This is a genomic window from Dactylosporangium sp. CA-052675, from assembly GCF_050947935.1.
Classification (GTDB): domain Bacteria; phylum Actinomycetota; class Actinomycetes; order Mycobacteriales; family Micromonosporaceae; genus Dactylosporangium.
Window position 1 is genome coordinate 940,361 of record NZ_CP192010.1, and the last position, 16,385, is coordinate 956,745.

Consider the following 16,385-nt stretch of genomic DNA (forward strand, 5'->3'; position numbering starts at 1 on the left):
TCATAACATGCCTCAGCCGCCGGTCGGCGGCGTCAGTTTGAAGGAGTTGACCATCGCGTCGAAGATCGCCTTGCTCTCGGCGAACCGGGCGTCGGGGACGGTCACGAAGAAGTGGTACGCCTTGCCGTTGGCCACGACGGCGTCCCAGAGGGCGTGGCGCAGGTGGTCGCCGGAGCCGCAGGTGTACTCCAGCACCGCCGACGCCTGCCCGTCGAGCTTGGCGTCGGTGAGGTCGACCCGCGCATACGGGCTCTCGCAGCTGCCCGGCGTGGACTTGAGCCGGCTCTCGGCCGACTCCAGGAAGGCGCGCGGCGCGGCCGACGTCTTGTCGATGTTGACCCGGATGCGCCGGTTGGCGTCGGCCGGGTCGGTGATGTCGAAATACGGCGCGGCGGCCGTGCCCAGCTTGGTGACCTTCCAGCCCTTGGGCACGCTGACCGTGATGCCGCCCGGGTGGGTGAACGGCTCCACCTCGAACGCCGGCCCGGCCGGGGCGCTGGAGCCGCCCGCGTTGGGCAGCCCGTTCTTGCCGCTGTCGCCGCCGGAGAACAGCCCGGCCGCGGCCCCGATGCCGAGGAAGAGCACGAGCGCCAGCCCGGCCGCGATCCCGGCCTTGGCCAGGGTCGGCAGCGCCTTGAGCTTCGCCACGAGGCCGGCGCCGCCGCCGAAGGTCCGGCCGGGGCTGGGCGGGGTGGCCGTGGTCGGGCCCTGGGCCCAGTCGTCCTGGGCGTATTCGGGCGCATACGCGTTGTAGGCGTCGGCCCCGGTGCGCTCCAGTTCGGCGTCGTGCGGGGCCCCGCTCGGGGCGGGCGCGCCCGAGTGCATCCGCCGCATCGCGCCGCTGACCGTCTCGCCGGGGGCCATCATCGCCCGCCCGCCGATCTGGCCGGTCGGCTGCTGCGGGTGGATCATCGTGGGCTGGTGGGTCGGGCGGACCACCGCGTAGGGATCGGTCATGTGCGCCGGCGCGTTGCTGGCCAGCGGGCCGGCGAGCAGGTCGCGCAGCACGGCGCGGGCCGTCTCGACGTTCCAGCGGCGGGCCGGGTCCTTCTCCAGCAGCCCGTAGAGCACCCCGGCCAGCGCCCCGGCGCGCATCGACTGCGCCGGCGGCTCCTCCACGACGGCCCGCATCGTCTCGAACGGGTCGCGCTTGTCGAACGGCGGGCGGCCCTCGACGGCCGTGTACAGCGTGACGCCGAGCGAGAACAGGTCGCTCGGGGGGCCGAACTTGGCCCCGATGGCGCGCTCGGGGGAGATGAAGTGCGGCGAGCCCAGCACCATGCCGGGCGTCGTGAGCTCGCTGTCGGTGGGCATGCGGGCCACGCCGAAGTCGGTGAGCACGCAGCGGCCGTCGCCGCAGATGAGCACGTTGGCCGGCTTCACGTCGCGGTGCAGCACCCCGGCGGCGTGGGCCACCTCGAGCGCGCCGAGCAGCGCGATGCCGATCTTGGCGACCGCCCGGGCCGCGAGCGGGCCGTCCTCGACGATCATCTCGGCGAGGCTGCGCGCCTGGAGCAGCTCCATGACGATCCACGGGCGGCCGGCCTCGGTCACGACGTCGTACACCTGCACGACCGACGGGTGCGACAGCGCGGCGGCGGCGCGGGCCTCGCGCAGGGTCCGCTGATACATCGAGTCGCGGTCGCTCGGGGCGAGACCCGGGGGGAGGATCACCTCCTTCACCGCCACGTCACGGCGCAGCAGCGTGTCACTCGCGCGCCAGACGGTGCCCATGCCGCCGTGTCCGATGGCGGTGCGCAGGGCGTAGCGTCCGCCGATCACGACTCCGGGCGCGGCGCGCTGCCCCGGAACCGGGGGCGCGGTCGAGCCCGGCTCGCGTGGTTCGCGGGCGGGTCCGTTGGAGGGGGAGTCGGAGCCGTGCGCAGGTTCGCGCCCGGCTCCGGCCGAGGCCAGAGCACCGGTGGGTGGCAGGGGCTCGCCATGCCACGTCGGAAGCTGAGTCACAGGCAGTTAACCGTCATGGGGAGGGGGAAGGTTGACTTCTCGCCCCACTATCTTGCTTGCTCTCGCCCGTCGAAGAAAGGTGGGGTCCGGTCCTTCACCGTACCGTGACCCGCGGACAACCGACCGTGCCGATCATGTCGCCCTGCGGACGGTCGCAGGATTGAAATCGTTCATCCGGGGAACCTGGACAGGCGGATGGAGCGTCTACGCAGGAGACGGAAACCATTCGGGAACATCGGCGACTCGGCTTTGCTGGATTCTCGATCTCGCCTGCCGATGGACGGACGAGGGGTGCGTCGCCGGTCGTGTGGTCCGTGCCACCCTGCGACGTCTTCCGTCACTGTGTGTTGAACCGTGGCGACGCAGGTCGCGGAACCCAGTGCGGAAACTTATTCGCGACACCGCGTGACCGTGACGATGGTCGCGCGTTAGAGAGGATGAGGTGACGCCTGCAGTTTCGCGCCTTTAGCTGCGGTTAAGTGACGCTCAGCTATACCGGCATCACGAGAATGATGTTGCGCTGCGTCACCTTCACCCGGTTAGTCTGTCCATGGCACGCATGGGGCGGGCCGCTCCATTAGACCGAAATAGAGAACTCACCGTGACGAGAGCGCTGACGTTGACCGAGGCCGCCGCTGCGGCACGCCCGGTCGGCAAGTTGACGTCGTCGAGGGCCGAGCGTCTTGCCGATGGCTGGCCCGAGACCCCACCCGGGGCGGACCCGCTGCCGGGGCAGCTCGACCGCTGGCTCGCCTCGCGGGGCGCCGAGCTGGTGGCCATCCGACGTCACATCCACGCGCACCCCGAGCTGTCCGGCCAGGAGTTCGAGACGGCCGCGCTCGTCGCCCGCGAGCTGACCCGGGCCGGCCTGTCGCCCCGCCTGCTGCCCAAGGGCAACGGCGTCATGTGCGACATCGGACACGGCGACCGCGTCATCGCGCTGCGGGCCGACCTCGACGCGCTGCCGCTGCCGGACACCAAGGACGTGCCCTACCGCTCGACGGTCGACAACGTCTGCCACGCCTGCGGCCACGACGTGCACACGACGGTCCTGCTCGGCGTCGGCCTGGCCCTGGCCCAGCTGGCCGAGCGCGGCGAGCTGCCCGGGCGGGTCCGGCTGCTGTTCCAGCCGGCCGAGGAGACGATGCCGTCCGGCGCCCCCGAGGTCATCGCGGCCGGCGCGCTCAAGGACGTCGCGGCCATCTTCGCGCTGCACTGCGCGCCCCACCTGCCCGTCGGCCTGGTCGGCGTGCGCTCCGGGCCGTTCACCGCGGCCGCGGACAAGATCGAGGTCCGGCTGACCGGCCGCGGCGGGCACACCGCCCGCCCGCACCTGACCGCCGACCTGGTGCACGCCCTCGGCCGCATCCTCGTCGACGTGCCGTCGCTGCTGGACCGCAAGCTCGACGCGCGGGCCGGGGTCTCGATGGTGTGGGGCGCGGTGCGGGCCGGCGAGGCCGCCAACGCCATCCCGATCGAGGGCATGGCCCGGGGCACGATCCGCGTGCTCAGCCGCGAGGCCTGGCAGGAGGTGCCGGAGCTGGTCACCAAGCTCGTCCACGACGTCATCGCCCCGACCGGGGCCGACGTCGAGGTGACCTACACCCGCGGCGTCCCGCCCGTGGTCAACGACCGGATCGCCACCGCGATCATCGCGGGCGCGGCCGGCGCGGCGCTCGGGCCGGACCGCGTGGTCGAGGCCGAGATCAGCATGGGCGGCGAGGACTTCGCGTTCTACCTGGAGAACGTCCCCGGCTCGATGATCCGGCTCGGCACCGGCATCCCGGGCTCGGAGTCGAAGTTCGACATCCACCAGTCGGCGTTCGACGTCGACGAGCGGGCGATCGGCCACGGCGTGCGGATCATGGTCCACACCGCGCTCGCGGCGCTGAGCGCCGGAGCGTTCTAGCAAGGTTTCGGACAGCGAAGGTCGTCCACGTCTGGTACCACACCAGGCGTGGTCACCGAGCTGCGCGTGCACGGCGTCACCGGCTCCCCGGCCGAGGACGTGCTGGACCGGCCCCTGCTGCGCCGGGTCGCCGGGGACACCGACGCGGGCTTCTTCCGCCCGCGGGCCGAATACGGCGCCGTCACCGGGCCCGGCGGCGCCATGCTGGAGGCCTACCGCTGGGGCAACCTGACCGCCGGCGCCGCCGCCCGGGCGCTCTGGCTGCTGTTGCTGCCGTTCATGTTCGCCAACGTCGCGCTGTGGCTGCGGCCCGCGACCCGCCCCGGCCCCCGCGCCGCGATCCGGGCCCTGGTGCGCGTCTACGCACTGTCGATGACCGCCTCCTTCGTGCTGTCGTTCGTCGAGGTCGCCGTCGACCTCGTGGGCTGGCAGTGCGCGAGCCTGCCCCGCTGCCTGCGGGGCCGCGGCTATCTGGCGCTCTTCGCCGACGGGTTCTTCGCCACCCCGAGCCGCCGCCTGGCGCTGGCCGCGCTCGGGCCGGTGCTCGCCATCGCGTTCCTGTGGTTCCTGGGGCGGCGCACGTGGGCGCGGTACGAGGCCTTCCCCGTCCAGACCGAGGGCGACGGCGACGGGCTGGCCCACCCGTGCTTCTGGAACGGCAAGCCGCTCGTCGGCCGGCTCCGCTCCCTGCACATCGCGTTCGCGTTCGCCACGCTGGACGCGATCCTGCTGGGCAACCTCCTGCCGCACGGCTGGCCCGGCCCCGGCCTCGCGCTCGCCGCGCTGACCGGCCTCGTCCTCGTGCTGTGCGTGCTCGCGGTGGCCGTGCGGGCCGTGGTCGACCGCGACAACCCGGCCCCGTGGGCGACGCCCGGCACCCGGCTGCTCAGCCACGCCGCCGTCGCCCTCACCGTGCTCGTGCTCGGCTACGCGCTGCTGCCCCGCGACCCGTGGACGGCCGCCGGCCGCCTGCCGGTGCTCGGGGGCACCATCACCGGGCTGTTCGCGGCGCAGGTCCTGCTCATGCTCGTGCTCGGCGCCGTGGTGCTGGCCAGCCGCCCGCGCGGCACGTTCCTGCAGGGCCTGGCCGGGCCGCTCATCGCCAGCGCCGGGCTCGGCGTCGCGGTCGCGTTCTCGGCCGGCCTGGCGTACCGGGCCGCGGACTTCCTCGACCGCCGCTCCCGCCCGTCGTCGGCCGACTACGCCGCCTGGCAGCCGCTGCAGCCGCCGCCCGCCTACGAGTGGGCCGCGGCCGGGTTCGTGCTGCTGCTCGGGCTCACCGTCGCGGTGGCCCTGGCCGGCGGGCTTCCGCTGCTGCGGCGGCTGCGCAGGGACGCGCGGACGGTCACCGACGCCGACTTCCGCGGCGGGCGCGAGCGGGACGCGGCCCGGGCCCGGCACATCGACCACGCCGTCGCCGACGCGCGCGTGACCGACCACATCGGACGGTTGCTCGTGTGGGTGTTCATCCCGGCGGCGCTGGCCGCCGTGGTCGCGACCGGCTTCGCGATCGCCGGGCGCCGCCCGATCGCGCTGGCGCCGTCGGGCTCGCCGAGCGCCGAGGTGATCTCCTTCGCGGTCAACCTCGGCACCTACCTCATCGGCCTGTCCGCGCTCGCGCTCGTGCTCATCGGCGTGCTCGCCTACCGCTACCAGCGCTTCCGCCGGATCGTCGGGGTGCTGTGGGACCTGGGCACCTTCTGGCCCCGCGCCGCCCACCCGCTCGCCCCGCCCTGCTACGCCGAGCGCGTGGTGCCGGAGCTGGCCCAGCGGGGCGCCTGGCTCGCCGCCGAGCAGGGCGGCGTGATCCTCTCCGGGCACAGCCAGGGCAGCGTGCTCGCGGCGGCGACGGTGCTGCAGATGCCGCCCGAGGCGCGGGCGCGCACGGCCCTGCTGACCTACGGCTCGCCGTTGCGCCGGCTGTACGCCCGGTTCTTCCCCGCCTACCTCAGCGACGCGGTCCTGGAGCAGGTCGGCGCGGTGCTCGCCCGGCCCGGAGCGCCCGGGCCGGGCGAGCACACCCCCCGTTGGGTCAACCTGTGGCGGGACACCGACCCCATCGGCGGGCCGGTGGAGTCACCGACGGCGCGCGACGTGCGCCTCGTCGATCCGCCGGGCTTCGCGGTTCCGCCCGGCGACACGGTGTTCCCCAAGGTCGACGGCCATTCCGGCTATCAGCTGCGGCCGGAGTTCGGTGCGGTGGTCAGTGCGCTCGTGGCGGATCTGGCTCCGCGTCGTCCCGCGGTGCCGTCTCCGCCGGCGGCTCGGGCCGCGGGTCCGGAGCCGGAGCCGGTTTCGCGGCCGCGGGGTCCGGAGCCGCTGCCTGAGCCGGTGCCGGAGCCGGGGCCTGAGCCGGCGAGGTCGGACGCTGCGCCGGCGGCATCGGCGGCGCCGGACGAGGATGCGGATACATAGGCGCCGGGGCGGCCGGCACGGCCATCGGGGCCCGCAGCGCCTGCGGGTGCGCGCGGCGGTAGCGCCTGGTGAGCCAGAGGACCAGCCAGATCGGCACGCCGAGGAAGAGCAGCCAGGGCAGCAGCCACCCGAAGATCGTCAGTGCCACCCGCAGCGACGCCGTGAACGCGTCCCAGCCGTGGCGCAGCCCGACCAGGATGCCGGTGTCCTCTTCGGACACCGCGGGCGCCTCCGGGCCCTGCAGCACCAGCGTGATGGTCGACAGCGAGGTCAGCCCGGCCAGCTTGCGCTTGCGGGACTGCAGCGACTCGAGGTCGGACTCGCGCCGGGACAGCTCCGACTCCAGGGTCGTGATCTCGGCGATCGTCTGCGCCTTGGCCAGCAGCGCCCGGATGCGCTCGACGCTGGCCTGGGCGGTGGCGATCCGCGACTCCACGTCGACGACCTGGTCGGTCACGTCCTGCGCGGAGACCTGCCGGCTCTTCTCGTCGCCGACGCTCTTGAGCTGGTCGAGCGTGGCCTGGAACTTCTCGGCCGGCACCCGCAGCGTGATGGTGGCGGTCGAGCTCTGCCCGTCGATGCGCCGGTTGTCGCCGCCGACGAACCCGCCCGCGCCGGTGGCGAACGCGATCGCCTGCGCGGCGGCGGCGTTGACGTCCTTGACCTCGACCGTCATCGTGCCCGCGTAGATGATCGAGCGGTTGACGGTGTCGAGGTTGTCCGGGGCCTTCTGCCCGCTCTGCGCCTGGTCCTGGCCCTGGTACTGACCCTGGTCGGCCTTGCCGCCCGCGCCCGCGGCGCCCTCCTGCTGCGGCGCCGCCGCGGGCCCCGCCGCGTCTTTGTTGCCGCCGCTGGTCGGTGTGTCGCTCGCGCCGGAGCCGCACCCGCTCAGCGCGAGGACCAACGCGCCGGCGGCCGCCGCGAGGAACACGGTCGTGCGCCTGACTGACATGACGCCTCCTGGGTAGGGTCCTGTGGGGGTTGCGCCGGTCCGACGCGGGGCGGGGCGGGCGCGTTCCACCCCCGCGGGTCACAGTTCTGCCACGAGAGGGTCAACGGATGCGCATCACGAAGTACACGCACGCCTGCCTTCGCCTCGAGCACAGCGGCGGGGTGCTGGTGATCGACCCGGGGGTGTTCAGCGAGGCGGAGGCCCTCGACGGCGCCGACGCGGTGCTCATCACCCACGAGCACATGGACCACGTGGACCTGGACAAGCTGCGCGCCGCCGCGGCCCGCCAGCCCGCGCTGACCGTGCACACCCACCCCGACGTCGAGGCGCAGCTGACCGACCTCGACGCCGACGTCTTCCCGGTCAACCCGGGCGACATCTTCGTCGCGGCCGGAATGACCGTGCGCGCGCACGGCGGGCAGCACGCGGTCATCCACGCCGACATCCCGCGGATCGTCAACCTCGGCTTCGTCATCGACGCCCCCGACGGGCCGATCTACCACCCGGGCGACTCGTTCCACGTGCCCGACGAGGAGATCGCGACGCTGTTAGTGCCCGTCTCGGCTCCGTGGCTCAAGCTCGCCGAGGCGATCGACTTCGCCCGGGCGGTCGCGCCGGAGCGCGCCTTCGCCCTGCACGACAGCCTGCTCGTGGACGCCGGCCAGCAGATGGTCACCGGCCACATGACGCGCCTGTCCGGCACCCACTACACGCGCCTGGAACCGGGTACGACCATCTAGCGTTGCAGTCATGGCAGACGCCCTCGCCGCCGTCACGGCCCGGCTGTACTCGGCCCCGCCGGAGGACTTCATCGCGCTGCGCGGCGAGGAGGTCGCCAAGGCCCGCTCGGCCCGCGACACCGCCCTGGCCGCGGCGATCGGCAAGCTGCGCAAGCCCACCGTCGCCGCCTGGCTGGTGAACCGGCTCGCCCACGAGCGCCCCGACCTCGTCGCCGAGCTGCTGGAGCTGGCCGAGGAGCTGCGCGCCGCCCAGCGCGAGCTGCGCGGGGCCGACCTGCGCGAGCTCTCGGTGCGCCGGCGCGGCACCGTCTCGGCCCTGGCCCGCGAGGCGGTCAGGCTCGCCGGCCGCGGCTCGGCCGGGAACCTGCCGGTGGCCGAGGTCGAGGCGACCTTCGCCGCGGCGCTGGCCGACGCCGAGGTGGCCGCCGAGGTGCGGGCGGGGCGGCTGACCAAGGCGCTGGAGTACACGGGCTTCGGCGAGACCCCGCGCCCCAACCTGCGGCTCGTGCAGGGCGGCCCCGCTCCCGCGGCGGCGACCGTCACGCCGGTGCGCGGCGCGCCCGACGAGCCTTCGACGGCGACCGTCACCCCGATGCGCTCCGCGCCCGACGCGAGCGAGCGGGAGCGGCGGGCCGAGGCCCGGCGGCGCGAGGAGGAGCGGCGGCGGGCCGAGGAGGAGCACGCCCGGCTGAAGAAGCAGGCGCGGCGGGAGCTGATGACCGCCCTGCAGCAGGTCGCCGACGCCGAGAACGCCAAGGCCGAGGCCGAACGGGCGGTGGCCGCCGCCGACAAGGCGATCCAGCAGGCCGAGAAGCGGGTGAAGATCGCCCAGGACGCCCTGGCCGACCTCGGCTGAGCCCCTGGCCGACCTCGGCTGAGCCCCTGGCCGACCCTGGCCGAGTCGTTCGTCCGTTTCCCCGCACGGTCAGTACCCGAACGAGTGCCTTCACCGTGATCCATGCGGGGAGGCAGAATGACCGGGATGACTCCCGAGCAGGCGGCCGCCGCGGCGAAGCAGGCGGTGCTGGTGCTGGGCGGCGCCTTCAGCGACGATCCCAAGACCATGCGCCGCGCCCGTCAGATCGGCCTGACCGGCTGGGCCTTCTACGTGGCCGGACGCGGCGGCGCACTGGGCGAGGTGCGCGCCGACACGGTCGCCGCGGCGCTGGGCTTCATCGCGCCCGAGGCGGTGCAGGACGGCTGGGACGCGGCCCGCAAGGTCGCCCCGCCCGAGCAGATCGCCGCCGACAACCTCGACGAGTGCTGCCGCTGGGGCCGCGAGCACCTGGAGAGCTTCTACGCCCTGCCCAAGCTCGTCGAGCTGGCCGAGCGGGTGGTGGTCAGCGCCGAGACCGCGGGCATGCCCCTCTTCGCCGCTTGGCGCGCCATGCCGCTGCCGGACGACTCGCCGGGCGCCCGGGCCGCCGTGCTCGCCCACCTGCTGCGCGAGCACCGCGGGGCGGCCCACCTGCTGGCGATCCGGGCCAGCGGGCTCACGCCGCTGGAGGCGATCATCTCCGGCCCGGACGGCGAGGCCGAGGCGACCGCGTTCGGGTGGCAGCCGCCCTACCCGCCGTTCGAGCCGCTGGTGCGCCGCCGCAGCTGGGCGGAGGCGCTGACCGACCGGATCGCGGGGGAGGCGTTCCGGGCGCTGTCACCGGCCGAGCGCGCCGAGCTGGTGAACCTGCTCGAGGCGGCCGTGCAGTCCGTCAAGGAAGCCCTCCCGAGCTAGGTTGCTACCCATGGACCTGCCGGGGTGGACGATTCGCGGGTGTGCGCTGCGTGACGTGGCCGCGATCCTGTCCGTGAGCAGGGCGAGCGACATCGCGTCCCTCGGGGAGCCGGACTGGACCGAGGAGGAGGTCGTCGCGACCCTCACCGCGCCGCACCTGGACCCGGCCACCGACGCCTGGCTGGCGTTCGGGCCGGACGGGACCGCGCTGGCGTGGGCGTACGTCGACAACCCCGAACGCGGCCCCCGCGACAACGTGGAGGTCTACGCGGTGCCGCCGGACGGCTGGCCCGCCTTCGGCCCGCTGCTGGACCTGGCCCTGGCCCGGGTGGCCGAGCGCGGCGGCGAGGTCGTGCGCGCCGGGGTGGTGCCCGGCGAGACCGCCTACGTCGAGGCGCTCACCGCCCGCGGCTTCGCCTTCCGCAAGCGCCACGCCCGGATGACCCGCGCGCTGACCGGCGAGGAGCGGCCGCCCGAGCCCCGCTTCGGGGTGCGGGCCGTGCGCGACGCGGAGCTGCCCCGCTTCCACGAGGTGCTGCAGACCGCCTTCGCCGACACCCCCGACTTCGTGCCCACCTCCTACGCGCACTGGCGGGCCGCCCTGGCCGCGCTGCCGTCGGTGAGCTGGGACGAGTGGCTCGTGGCCGAGGCCGGCGGCGCGATCGTGGGCGTGCTGCAGTCCGCGGACCAGGGCGTCGAGCGGGGCGAGGGCTGGGTGAAGAACCTGGCCGTGCTGCGCGGGCACCGCGGGACCGGGATCGGCGGCGCGCTGCTGCGGGCGGCCTTCGCGATCTACGCGGCGAAGGGGCGCACGACGGCCGGGCTGGGCGTCGACCTCACCAACCCGACCGGGGCGTACCACCTCTACACGAACGCGGGGATGACCGTGGCCTTCGCCGCCGACATGTACGAGCGGAGCCGTTAGGCCCTGTCCTGCCGGTCACGTCCGAGCCGGGACGAGGTCTGGGCCGTCGCGGGCCGGCCCGATCGGCCGGACGGGGCCTACGGCATCGCGGTCTTCGTCGGGCGGGCGCGCAGGGCCTCGAGGTAGTCGGCCGGCGCTCCCGCCTTCGCGGCGGCGTTGGCGATCTCGGCGAGGTACCACGCGGTGGGCAGCCCGCCCTCGTAGCCGTTGAACACGTAGACCCACGCGGTCTCCTCGCCGTCGAGGGTGGCCACGCGCAGGTGGAGCTTGCGATACGTGCCGGCGAGCGCGCCCTCGACCTCGTCGAGCTGCTTCTCGTCGTTGGGGTGCACGTCGTACAGCGCCACGAAGACCCGGTCGCCCGGCGACTCGACGATCGTGGTGACCGAGCCCTCCCAGCCGAGGACGTCCTCCCCGGCGAAGGTCAGCCGCCAGCCCTCGAGCCAGCCGGTCCCGATCATCGGCGAATACGGACAGTAGGCCCGCATGCGGGCAGGGTCCAGGTTCGAGCCATACGCGGCGTAATGACGCACGGCGATGACGATAAACCCGACCGGGTACGCGAGAGAATACTGCTGAGCGTGTCGGATTCAGATCCACTCGTCGGCGCGCCATGGGCCGAGCGGGTGGCCCGGCGACGCAGCGTTGCCCCCCGCGGGGGAGAATGGCATCAGAAGAGCCGAGGAGGGGTGGCTGGCGTGGGCCGGATCGTGATCATCGGAGGTGGCCCGGCGGGCTACGAGGCGGCCCTGGTCGCCGCGCAGCTGGACGCCCAGGTGACCGTGATCGAGGCCGAGGGCGCCGGTGGCGCCTGCGTGCTGCACGACTGCGTGCCCAGCAAGACCTTCATCGCCAGCTCGTCCGTGGTCACCGCGCACCTGGACACGGAGGCGTTCGGGGTCATCGGCCCCGAGGGGCCCGACGTGCGGGTGGACGCTGCGGCCGTGCACCAGCGGGTGAAGCGGCTCGCCCACGCGCAGTCCGGCGACATCCACGCCAAGCTCCTCAAGGCCGGTGTGGAGTTCGTCACGGGCACGGCGAGCCTCGGAGAGGACACGCTCGGTCACACCCACGCCGTGCGGGTGACGCCGGCCGACGGTGACGCTCCGTATGTGATCGCCGCCTCAACGGTGCTCATCGCCACCGGTGCGACCCCGCGGGTGCTGCCGTCCGCGGCGCCGGACGGGGAGCGGATCCTCGACTGGCGCCAGGTGTACGACCTGCCCCAGCTGCCCGAGAAGCTCATCGTGGTCGGCTCCGGGGTGACCGGCGCCGAGTTCGCCTCCGCCTATCTGGCCATGGGCGTCGACGTGACGCTCGTCTCCAGCCGCGACCGGGTCATGCCGCACGAGGACCCCGATGCCGCCATGGCGATCGAGCGGGTCTTCCGGACCCGGGGCATGACGATCCTCAACAACTCCCGCGCCTCGGCCGCGCGCCGCACCGCCGGCGGGGTCGAGGTCGAGCTGGCCGACGGGCGGGTCGTCGAGGGCTCCCACGTGCTCATGTGTGTGGGTTCGGTACCGCAGACGTCCTCGCTCGGCCTGGCGGAGTACGGCGTGGAGGTGGCGCCGGGCGGATACGTCACCGTCGACCGGGTCTCGCGCACCAACGTGCCCGGGATCTACGCGGCCGGCGACTGCACCGGGCTGCTGCCCCTCGCGAGTGTCGCCGCCATGCAGGGCCGGATCGCGATGTGGCACGCGCTCGGCGAGGCGGTCGCCCCGCTGAAGCTGCGCACGGTCGCCGCGAACGTGTTCACCGACCCGGAGCTCGCGTCGGTCGGCATCACCCAGTCCGACATCGACAGCGGCCGGGTGCCGGCCCGCGCGGTGATGCTGCCGCTGGCCGGCAACGCCCGGGCCAAGATGGACGGGCTCGACGACGGCTTCGTGAAGATCTTCTGCCGCCCGGCCTCCGGCCTGGTGGTCGGCGGCGTCGTGGTCGCCCCGAAGGCCAGCGAGCTGATCATGCCGATCGCGATGGCGGTGGAGAACCACCTCAGCGTCGACCAGCTGGCCCACACGATCACGATCTACCCGTCGATCTCGGGCTCGATCGCGGAGGCCGCGCGCCAGCTCATGCAGCACGACGAGGACTGAGCCCCGGGCCCGGGCGGCCGAGGACTGCCCGCTTGGACCGGGGTGACCGACCGCGGACCTGGCAGCGACGGCGCGCCAGCGCCGAGCGGTGTCTGGCGGGAGCGACGGTCCGCACCACCGCGGACCCGAGTCCTGCGCTAGGGAATTTCCTGGAAGATGCCCCGGGCGTAGTCGGCGACGGCCGCCCGGGTCACCGTGGCCTCGATCGGCAGCGACTCCAGGCAGCGGCGCAGGGCCTCGGTGAGCAGCGGCCGGGGCACCCGCATCGACACCGTCGAGTGCGGCACCCACTCGCCGGGCTCGTAGAGCGGCAGCGAGGCCATGCCCGCCGCGCTGAGCAGGCCGTGCACGCGCGCCTGGTGCGCGACCAGCTCCGGGGTCGGGGCCGGGCCGAGGAAGACGACGCGGCCGACGAAGACGCCGGCGTACTGGAAGTTGACCCGCAACGGCTCCGCGACCCGGATGCCGGCCAGCGCCGCGGCCACCGCCTCCGGGTCGAGCTGCCGGGCCACGGCCAGGGTCACGTGCGGGCGGTGCCGCCCGTCGTGCGGGGTCCGCAGCGACTGCACGCCCAGCTCCTCGAGCTGGTCCCACAGCACCCGGATGCGCCGGGACGCCCGCTCGTCCAGGTACATCTCCACCGACGCGACCATCAGCGCGCCCGCTGGCAGCGCGGGCACCAGTACGCGTTGCGCGCGCTCAGCACCGCGGTGCGCACGGGCGAGCCGCACACGAGACACGGCTGGCCGGTGCGGCGGTACACGTACACCTCCCCGCCGTGCCGGTCCACCCGCGGCGCCCGGCCCATCGCCTCCGGCGTGTGGGCGCTGCGCACGGTGTCGATGCGCCCCTCGGCCACGCCCGCGCGCATCAGGGTGCGCAGGTCCGCCCAGATGTCGTTCCACCTGCGGCGGCTGAGCCGCGTGCCCGGCGTGGTCGGCGGCAGCCCGGCCCGGAACAGCGACTCGGTCACGTAGATGAGCCCGGCCCCGGCCACGATCGACTGGTCCATGAGCAGCGCCATGAGCGGCCGCCCGGAGCCGCGGATCATCTCGTACGCCCGGCCGCCGTCGCTGTCCTCGTCGAGCGGGTCGGGCCCGAGCCGGGCGTGCAGGGCGTCCAGCCGCGCGGGGTCGAGCAGCTCGCAGGCGGCCGGCCCGCGCAGGTCGAGCCAGTGCTCGCCGTTGGCCAGCCGCATCCGGATCTCGCCCACGGGCGCGGGCGGCGGGCCGTCGCCGTCGGTGCACTTGCCGTACAGCCCCAGGTGCACGTGCACCGTCTCGCCGTTCGCGTAGTGGTGCAACAGGTGCTTGCCGTGCGCGGAGGCGTCCTCGAACACGCGGCCGTCGACCCGCGCCGCGTCCGCCGCGAAGCGCCCCTGCGGGCTGGAGACGGCGACGGGACGGCCCGCGAACAGCTTGCGATGCCGCTCGGCGAGGCGGTGGATGGTGTGACCTTCGGGCACCGGGCATTTATACCCGGACCGTCGCGCGCGTGGCGCGCTATTGTCGGCGGCATGAGTCGCAGCGCACTGTCCACGACGACGCCGGGCCTTCCCCGGCGGCGCTGATCGACGTCAGCAACCGTTTCCGCTCCGGGGCACCGCGCTCCGGAGCCTTTTTGTGGCCCGAGGCGGCGCTCCCCGTGTTCCGAGGAGTTCGTCATGCAGGACCACCGCCGGCTCGGCCGCGAGCTCGAGCTGTTCCACTCCGACCCGCTCGTCGGCGCCGGGCTCCCGCTCTGGCTGCCCCGGGGCGCCGCGGCCCGGCGCGCCGTCGAGGACTACCTGCTCGACCTGGAACGTCGGCACGGCTATCGGCACGTGTACTCCCCGCCGCTGGCCAAGGCCGAGATGTACCACCGCTCCGGGCACCTGCCGCACTACGCCGACGACATGTTCCCCCCGATGGCGCTCGACGAGGACAACGCGTTCGTGCTGCGGCCGAGCCTCTGCCCCCATCACGCCGCGGTGTTCGCCGCCCGCGGGCGCTCCTACCGCGAGCTGCCCCTGCGCATCGGCGAGATCGGCGGGCAGTACCGCGCCGAGCGCTCCGGGGTGCTCGGCGGGCTGTCGCGGGTGCGCGCGATATCCCTCAACGACGGGCACGTCTTCTGCGCCGAGGACCAGGTCGAGGCCGAGGTGGTCGCGGCGCTGGCGGTGATGCGGGAGGCGCACCGGGCGCTGGGCTTCGCGCCGTCGTCGTGGCGGCTGTCGCTGCGCGGGGACGGGCCGAAGTACGTCGACGACCTGGAGCTGTGGCAGCGCGGGACCGCGGTGCTGCGCCGGGCGCTCGCGGCCGCGGGCGTGGACTACGTCGACGGGCCGGGCGAGGCCGCCTTCTACGGGCCGAAGATCGACATCCAGGTGCTCGACCACGCCGGCCGGGAGAGCACCCTCGCCACCGTCCAGGTCGACTACCACATGCCGGCCCGGTTCGACCTGTCCTACGTGGACGCCGGCGGCGCCCGCAGGCGGCCCGTGATGGTGCACCGCAGCGCCGCGGGGAGCATGGAGCGGCTCTTCGCGCACCTGATCGAGGTGCACGACGGCGCGTTCCCGGCGTGGTTCGCGCCGGTGCAGCTGGAGGTGCTGCCCGTCGGGGACGCGGACGCGCGCGGGTTGCTCGGGCGCGCCGCGGCGCTCGGGCTGCGCATCGAGGAGTCGTACTCCGGCAGCCTCTCCGCCCGCATCCGCGACGCCGCCCGCCGCCGGGTGCCCTTCGTGGCGGTCATCGGGGCGAAGGAGGCGGCCGGGGACAGCGTCTCGCTGCGCTCGCGGGACGGCTCGGTCGCCGCGCTGCCGGTCGCCGAGGCACTGTCGCTGCTCGAGGCTTCGTGCCGCCCGCCTAAACAGGATCCGGTACCCGAGCCGTCAGTGTTGATGTGAGTGTCCCTCGACTCGTGGGCGCGGGGCTGGCTGTGCTCGCCCTGGCCGCCTGTTCCGCGCCCGCGGCCTCCTCCGTCCCCGTTTCCGTCCCCGTTTCCGTCCCATCGCGCGGCCCGTCCGCCGAGCCGAGCCGCGAGCCCGCGCACGCGGTGGCGCCCGAGATCGCCTATCCGGCGCAGGGCAGCGGCGGATACGAGATCGCTTCGGCCGGAGGTCCCGTCATCGGTACCGCCGGGCAGCTGCTGACCTACCGCATCGCCGTCGAGCGGGACATCACGGGCATCTCCGCCGCCGGGTTCGCCGAGGCCGTCGAGGCGGTCTTCGCCGACCCGCGCAGCTGGCCCGGCACCGGCAAGTGGCGGCTGCGCCGGGCCGGGGCCGCGGACCGCTTCGACTTCACGATCTACCTCGCGACCCCGGCGACGCGCGACCGGCTCTGCGCCAGCTCCTACGACCGGTACACCTCCTGCCGCAACGGCGACAGCGTGGTCGTCAACGTGGCGCGCTGGGTGCGGGGCGTGCCCGGCTACGGCTCGGATCTGGTCACCTATCGGCAGTACGTGATCAATCACGAGACCGGGCACCGGCTCTACCACGGCCACGAGCTGTGTCCCGGCCCCGGCCGGCCCGCGCCGGTGATGCAGCAGCAGACGCTGGGGCTGCACGGCTGCGTCGCCAACGCCTGGCCGATCGTCGACGGGCGGGAGTACGGGGGGCGCTCCGGGCAGTACGACGACCCCGCGCCGCACGACCCGTAA

13 protein-coding genes are annotated in these 16,385 nt (G+C 74.2%); 8 read left to right on the top strand and 5 right to left on the bottom strand.

What is annotated here, in order from left to right; all coding sequences use genetic code 11:
* Window positions 1-12 precede the first annotated feature (12 nt).
* Window positions 13-1,782, bottom strand: coding sequence for a serine/threonine-protein kinase (locus ACQP1P_RS04295; RefSeq protein WP_433083305.1), 1,770 nt, complete (start codon window positions 1,780-1,782; stop codon window positions 13-15).
* A gap of 733 nt (window positions 1,783-2,515) precedes the next feature.
* On the opposite strand from ACQP1P_RS04295, the gene ACQP1P_RS04300 reads away from it, so the two are divergent.
* A complete protein-coding gene (locus ACQP1P_RS04300) occupies window positions 2,516-3,874 on the top strand; it encodes an amidohydrolase (protein ID WP_433083306.1) in 1,359 nt (452 codons plus the stop codon).
* A gap of 2,203 nt (window positions 3,875-6,077) precedes the next feature.
* On the opposite strand, the gene ACQP1P_RS04305 is transcribed toward ACQP1P_RS04300, so the two are convergent.
* Window positions 6,078-7,241, bottom strand: a complete 1,164-nt coding sequence (locus ACQP1P_RS04305) for a DUF4349 domain-containing protein (protein WP_433083308.1) — start codon at window positions 7,239-7,241, stop codon at window positions 6,078-6,080.
* 107 nt (window positions 7,242-7,348) lie between these two features.
* On the opposite strand from ACQP1P_RS04305, the gene ACQP1P_RS04310 reads away from it, so the two are divergent.
* From ACQP1P_RS04310 to ACQP1P_RS04325, 4 genes are all read left to right on the top strand, one after another.
* Entirely contained in the window at window positions 7,349-7,981 is a 633-nt protein-coding gene (locus ACQP1P_RS04310; RefSeq protein WP_433083310.1) for an MBL fold metallo-hydrolase, read from the top strand.
* A 10-nt stretch (window positions 7,982-7,991) separates the two neighbouring features.
* A complete protein-coding gene (locus ACQP1P_RS04315) occupies window positions 7,992-8,837 on the top strand; it encodes a hypothetical protein (RefSeq protein ID WP_433083312.1) in 846 nt (281 codons plus the stop codon).
* Between the two features lie 126 nt (window positions 8,838-8,963).
* On the top strand, window positions 8,964-9,713 hold the full coding sequence (locus ACQP1P_RS04320) for an SCO6745 family protein (RefSeq protein ID WP_433083314.1): 750 nt from the start codon (window positions 8,964-8,966) through the stop codon (window positions 9,711-9,713).
* Window positions 9,714-9,723: 10 nt separating this feature from the next.
* Complete coding sequence (locus ACQP1P_RS04325) at window positions 9,724-10,638, top strand: GNAT family N-acetyltransferase (RefSeq protein WP_433083316.1); 915 nt, start codon at window positions 9,724-9,726, stop codon at window positions 10,636-10,638.
* Window positions 10,639-10,715: 77 nt separating this feature from the next.
* On the opposite strand, the gene ACQP1P_RS04330 is transcribed toward ACQP1P_RS04325, so the two are convergent.
* Window positions 10,716-11,171, bottom strand: coding sequence for a gamma-glutamylcyclotransferase family protein (locus tag ACQP1P_RS04330; protein ID WP_344616602.1), 456 nt, complete (start codon window positions 11,169-11,171; stop codon window positions 10,716-10,718).
* Window positions 11,172-11,336: 165 nt separating this feature from the next.
* Between ACQP1P_RS04330 and ACQP1P_RS04335 the strand changes: the two genes are divergently transcribed.
* Window positions 11,337-12,740 (top strand): NAD(P)H-quinone dehydrogenase, encoded by a 1,404-nt coding sequence (locus ACQP1P_RS04335; protein ID WP_433083318.1) that lies wholly within the window; start codon window positions 11,337-11,339, stop codon window positions 12,738-12,740.
* A gap of 137 nt (window positions 12,741-12,877) precedes the next feature.
* Here the strand turns inward: ACQP1P_RS04335 and ACQP1P_RS04340 are convergent, their stop codons facing one another.
* Both ACQP1P_RS04340 and ACQP1P_RS04345 read right to left on the bottom strand, forming a co-directional pair.
* Window positions 12,878-13,420, bottom strand: coding sequence for a 2'-5' RNA ligase family protein (locus ACQP1P_RS04340; RefSeq protein WP_433083320.1), 543 nt, complete (start codon window positions 13,418-13,420; stop codon window positions 12,878-12,880).
* Entirely contained in the window at window positions 13,393-14,205 is an 813-nt protein-coding gene (locus ACQP1P_RS04345; protein ID WP_433083322.1) for an Fpg/Nei family DNA glycosylase, read from the bottom strand. The genes ACQP1P_RS04340 and ACQP1P_RS04345 overlap by 28 nt, the downstream gene beginning before the upstream one ends.
* A 198-nt stretch (window positions 14,206-14,403) precedes the next feature.
* Between ACQP1P_RS04345 and thrS the strand changes: the two genes are divergently transcribed.
* Window positions 14,404-15,627, top strand: a complete 1,224-nt coding sequence (thrS, locus tag ACQP1P_RS04350; protein ID WP_433083324.1) for a threonine--tRNA ligase — start codon at window positions 14,404-14,406, stop codon at window positions 15,625-15,627.
* Complete coding sequence (locus ACQP1P_RS04355; RefSeq protein WP_433083326.1) at window positions 15,624-16,385, top strand: DUF3152 domain-containing protein; 762 nt, start codon at window positions 15,624-15,626, stop codon at window positions 16,383-16,385. Before thrS ends, ACQP1P_RS04355 begins: the two co-directional genes overlap by 4 nt.

Excerpts from the sequence above, each read along its gene's own strand:
- ACQP1P_RS04315 (WP_433083312.1), top strand. The coding sequence starts at position 7,992 with ATGGCAGACGCCCTCGCCGCCGTCACGGCCCGGCTGTACTCGGCCCCG.
- ACQP1P_RS04300 (WP_433083306.1), top strand. The coding sequence starts at position 2,516 with ATGGCACGCATGGGGCGGGCCGCTCCATTAGACCGAAATAGAGAACTC.
- ACQP1P_RS04310 (WP_433083310.1), top strand. The coding sequence starts at position 7,349 with ATGCGCATCACGAAGTACACGCACGCCTGCCTTCGCCTCGAGCACAGC.
- ACQP1P_RS04325 (WP_433083316.1), top strand. The coding sequence starts at position 9,724 with ATGGACCTGCCGGGGTGGACGATTCGCGGGTGTGCGCTGCGTGACGTG.
- thrS (WP_433083324.1), top strand. The coding sequence starts at position 14,404 with ATGCAGGACCACCGCCGGCTCGGCCGCGAGCTCGAGCTGTTCCACTCC.
- ACQP1P_RS04305 (WP_433083308.1), bottom strand. The coding sequence starts at position 7,241 with ATGTCAGTCAGGCGCACGACCGTGTTCCTCGCGGCGGCCGCCGGCGCG.
- ACQP1P_RS04320 (WP_433083314.1), top strand. The coding sequence starts at position 8,964 with ATGACTCCCGAGCAGGCGGCCGCCGCGGCGAAGCAGGCGGTGCTGGTG.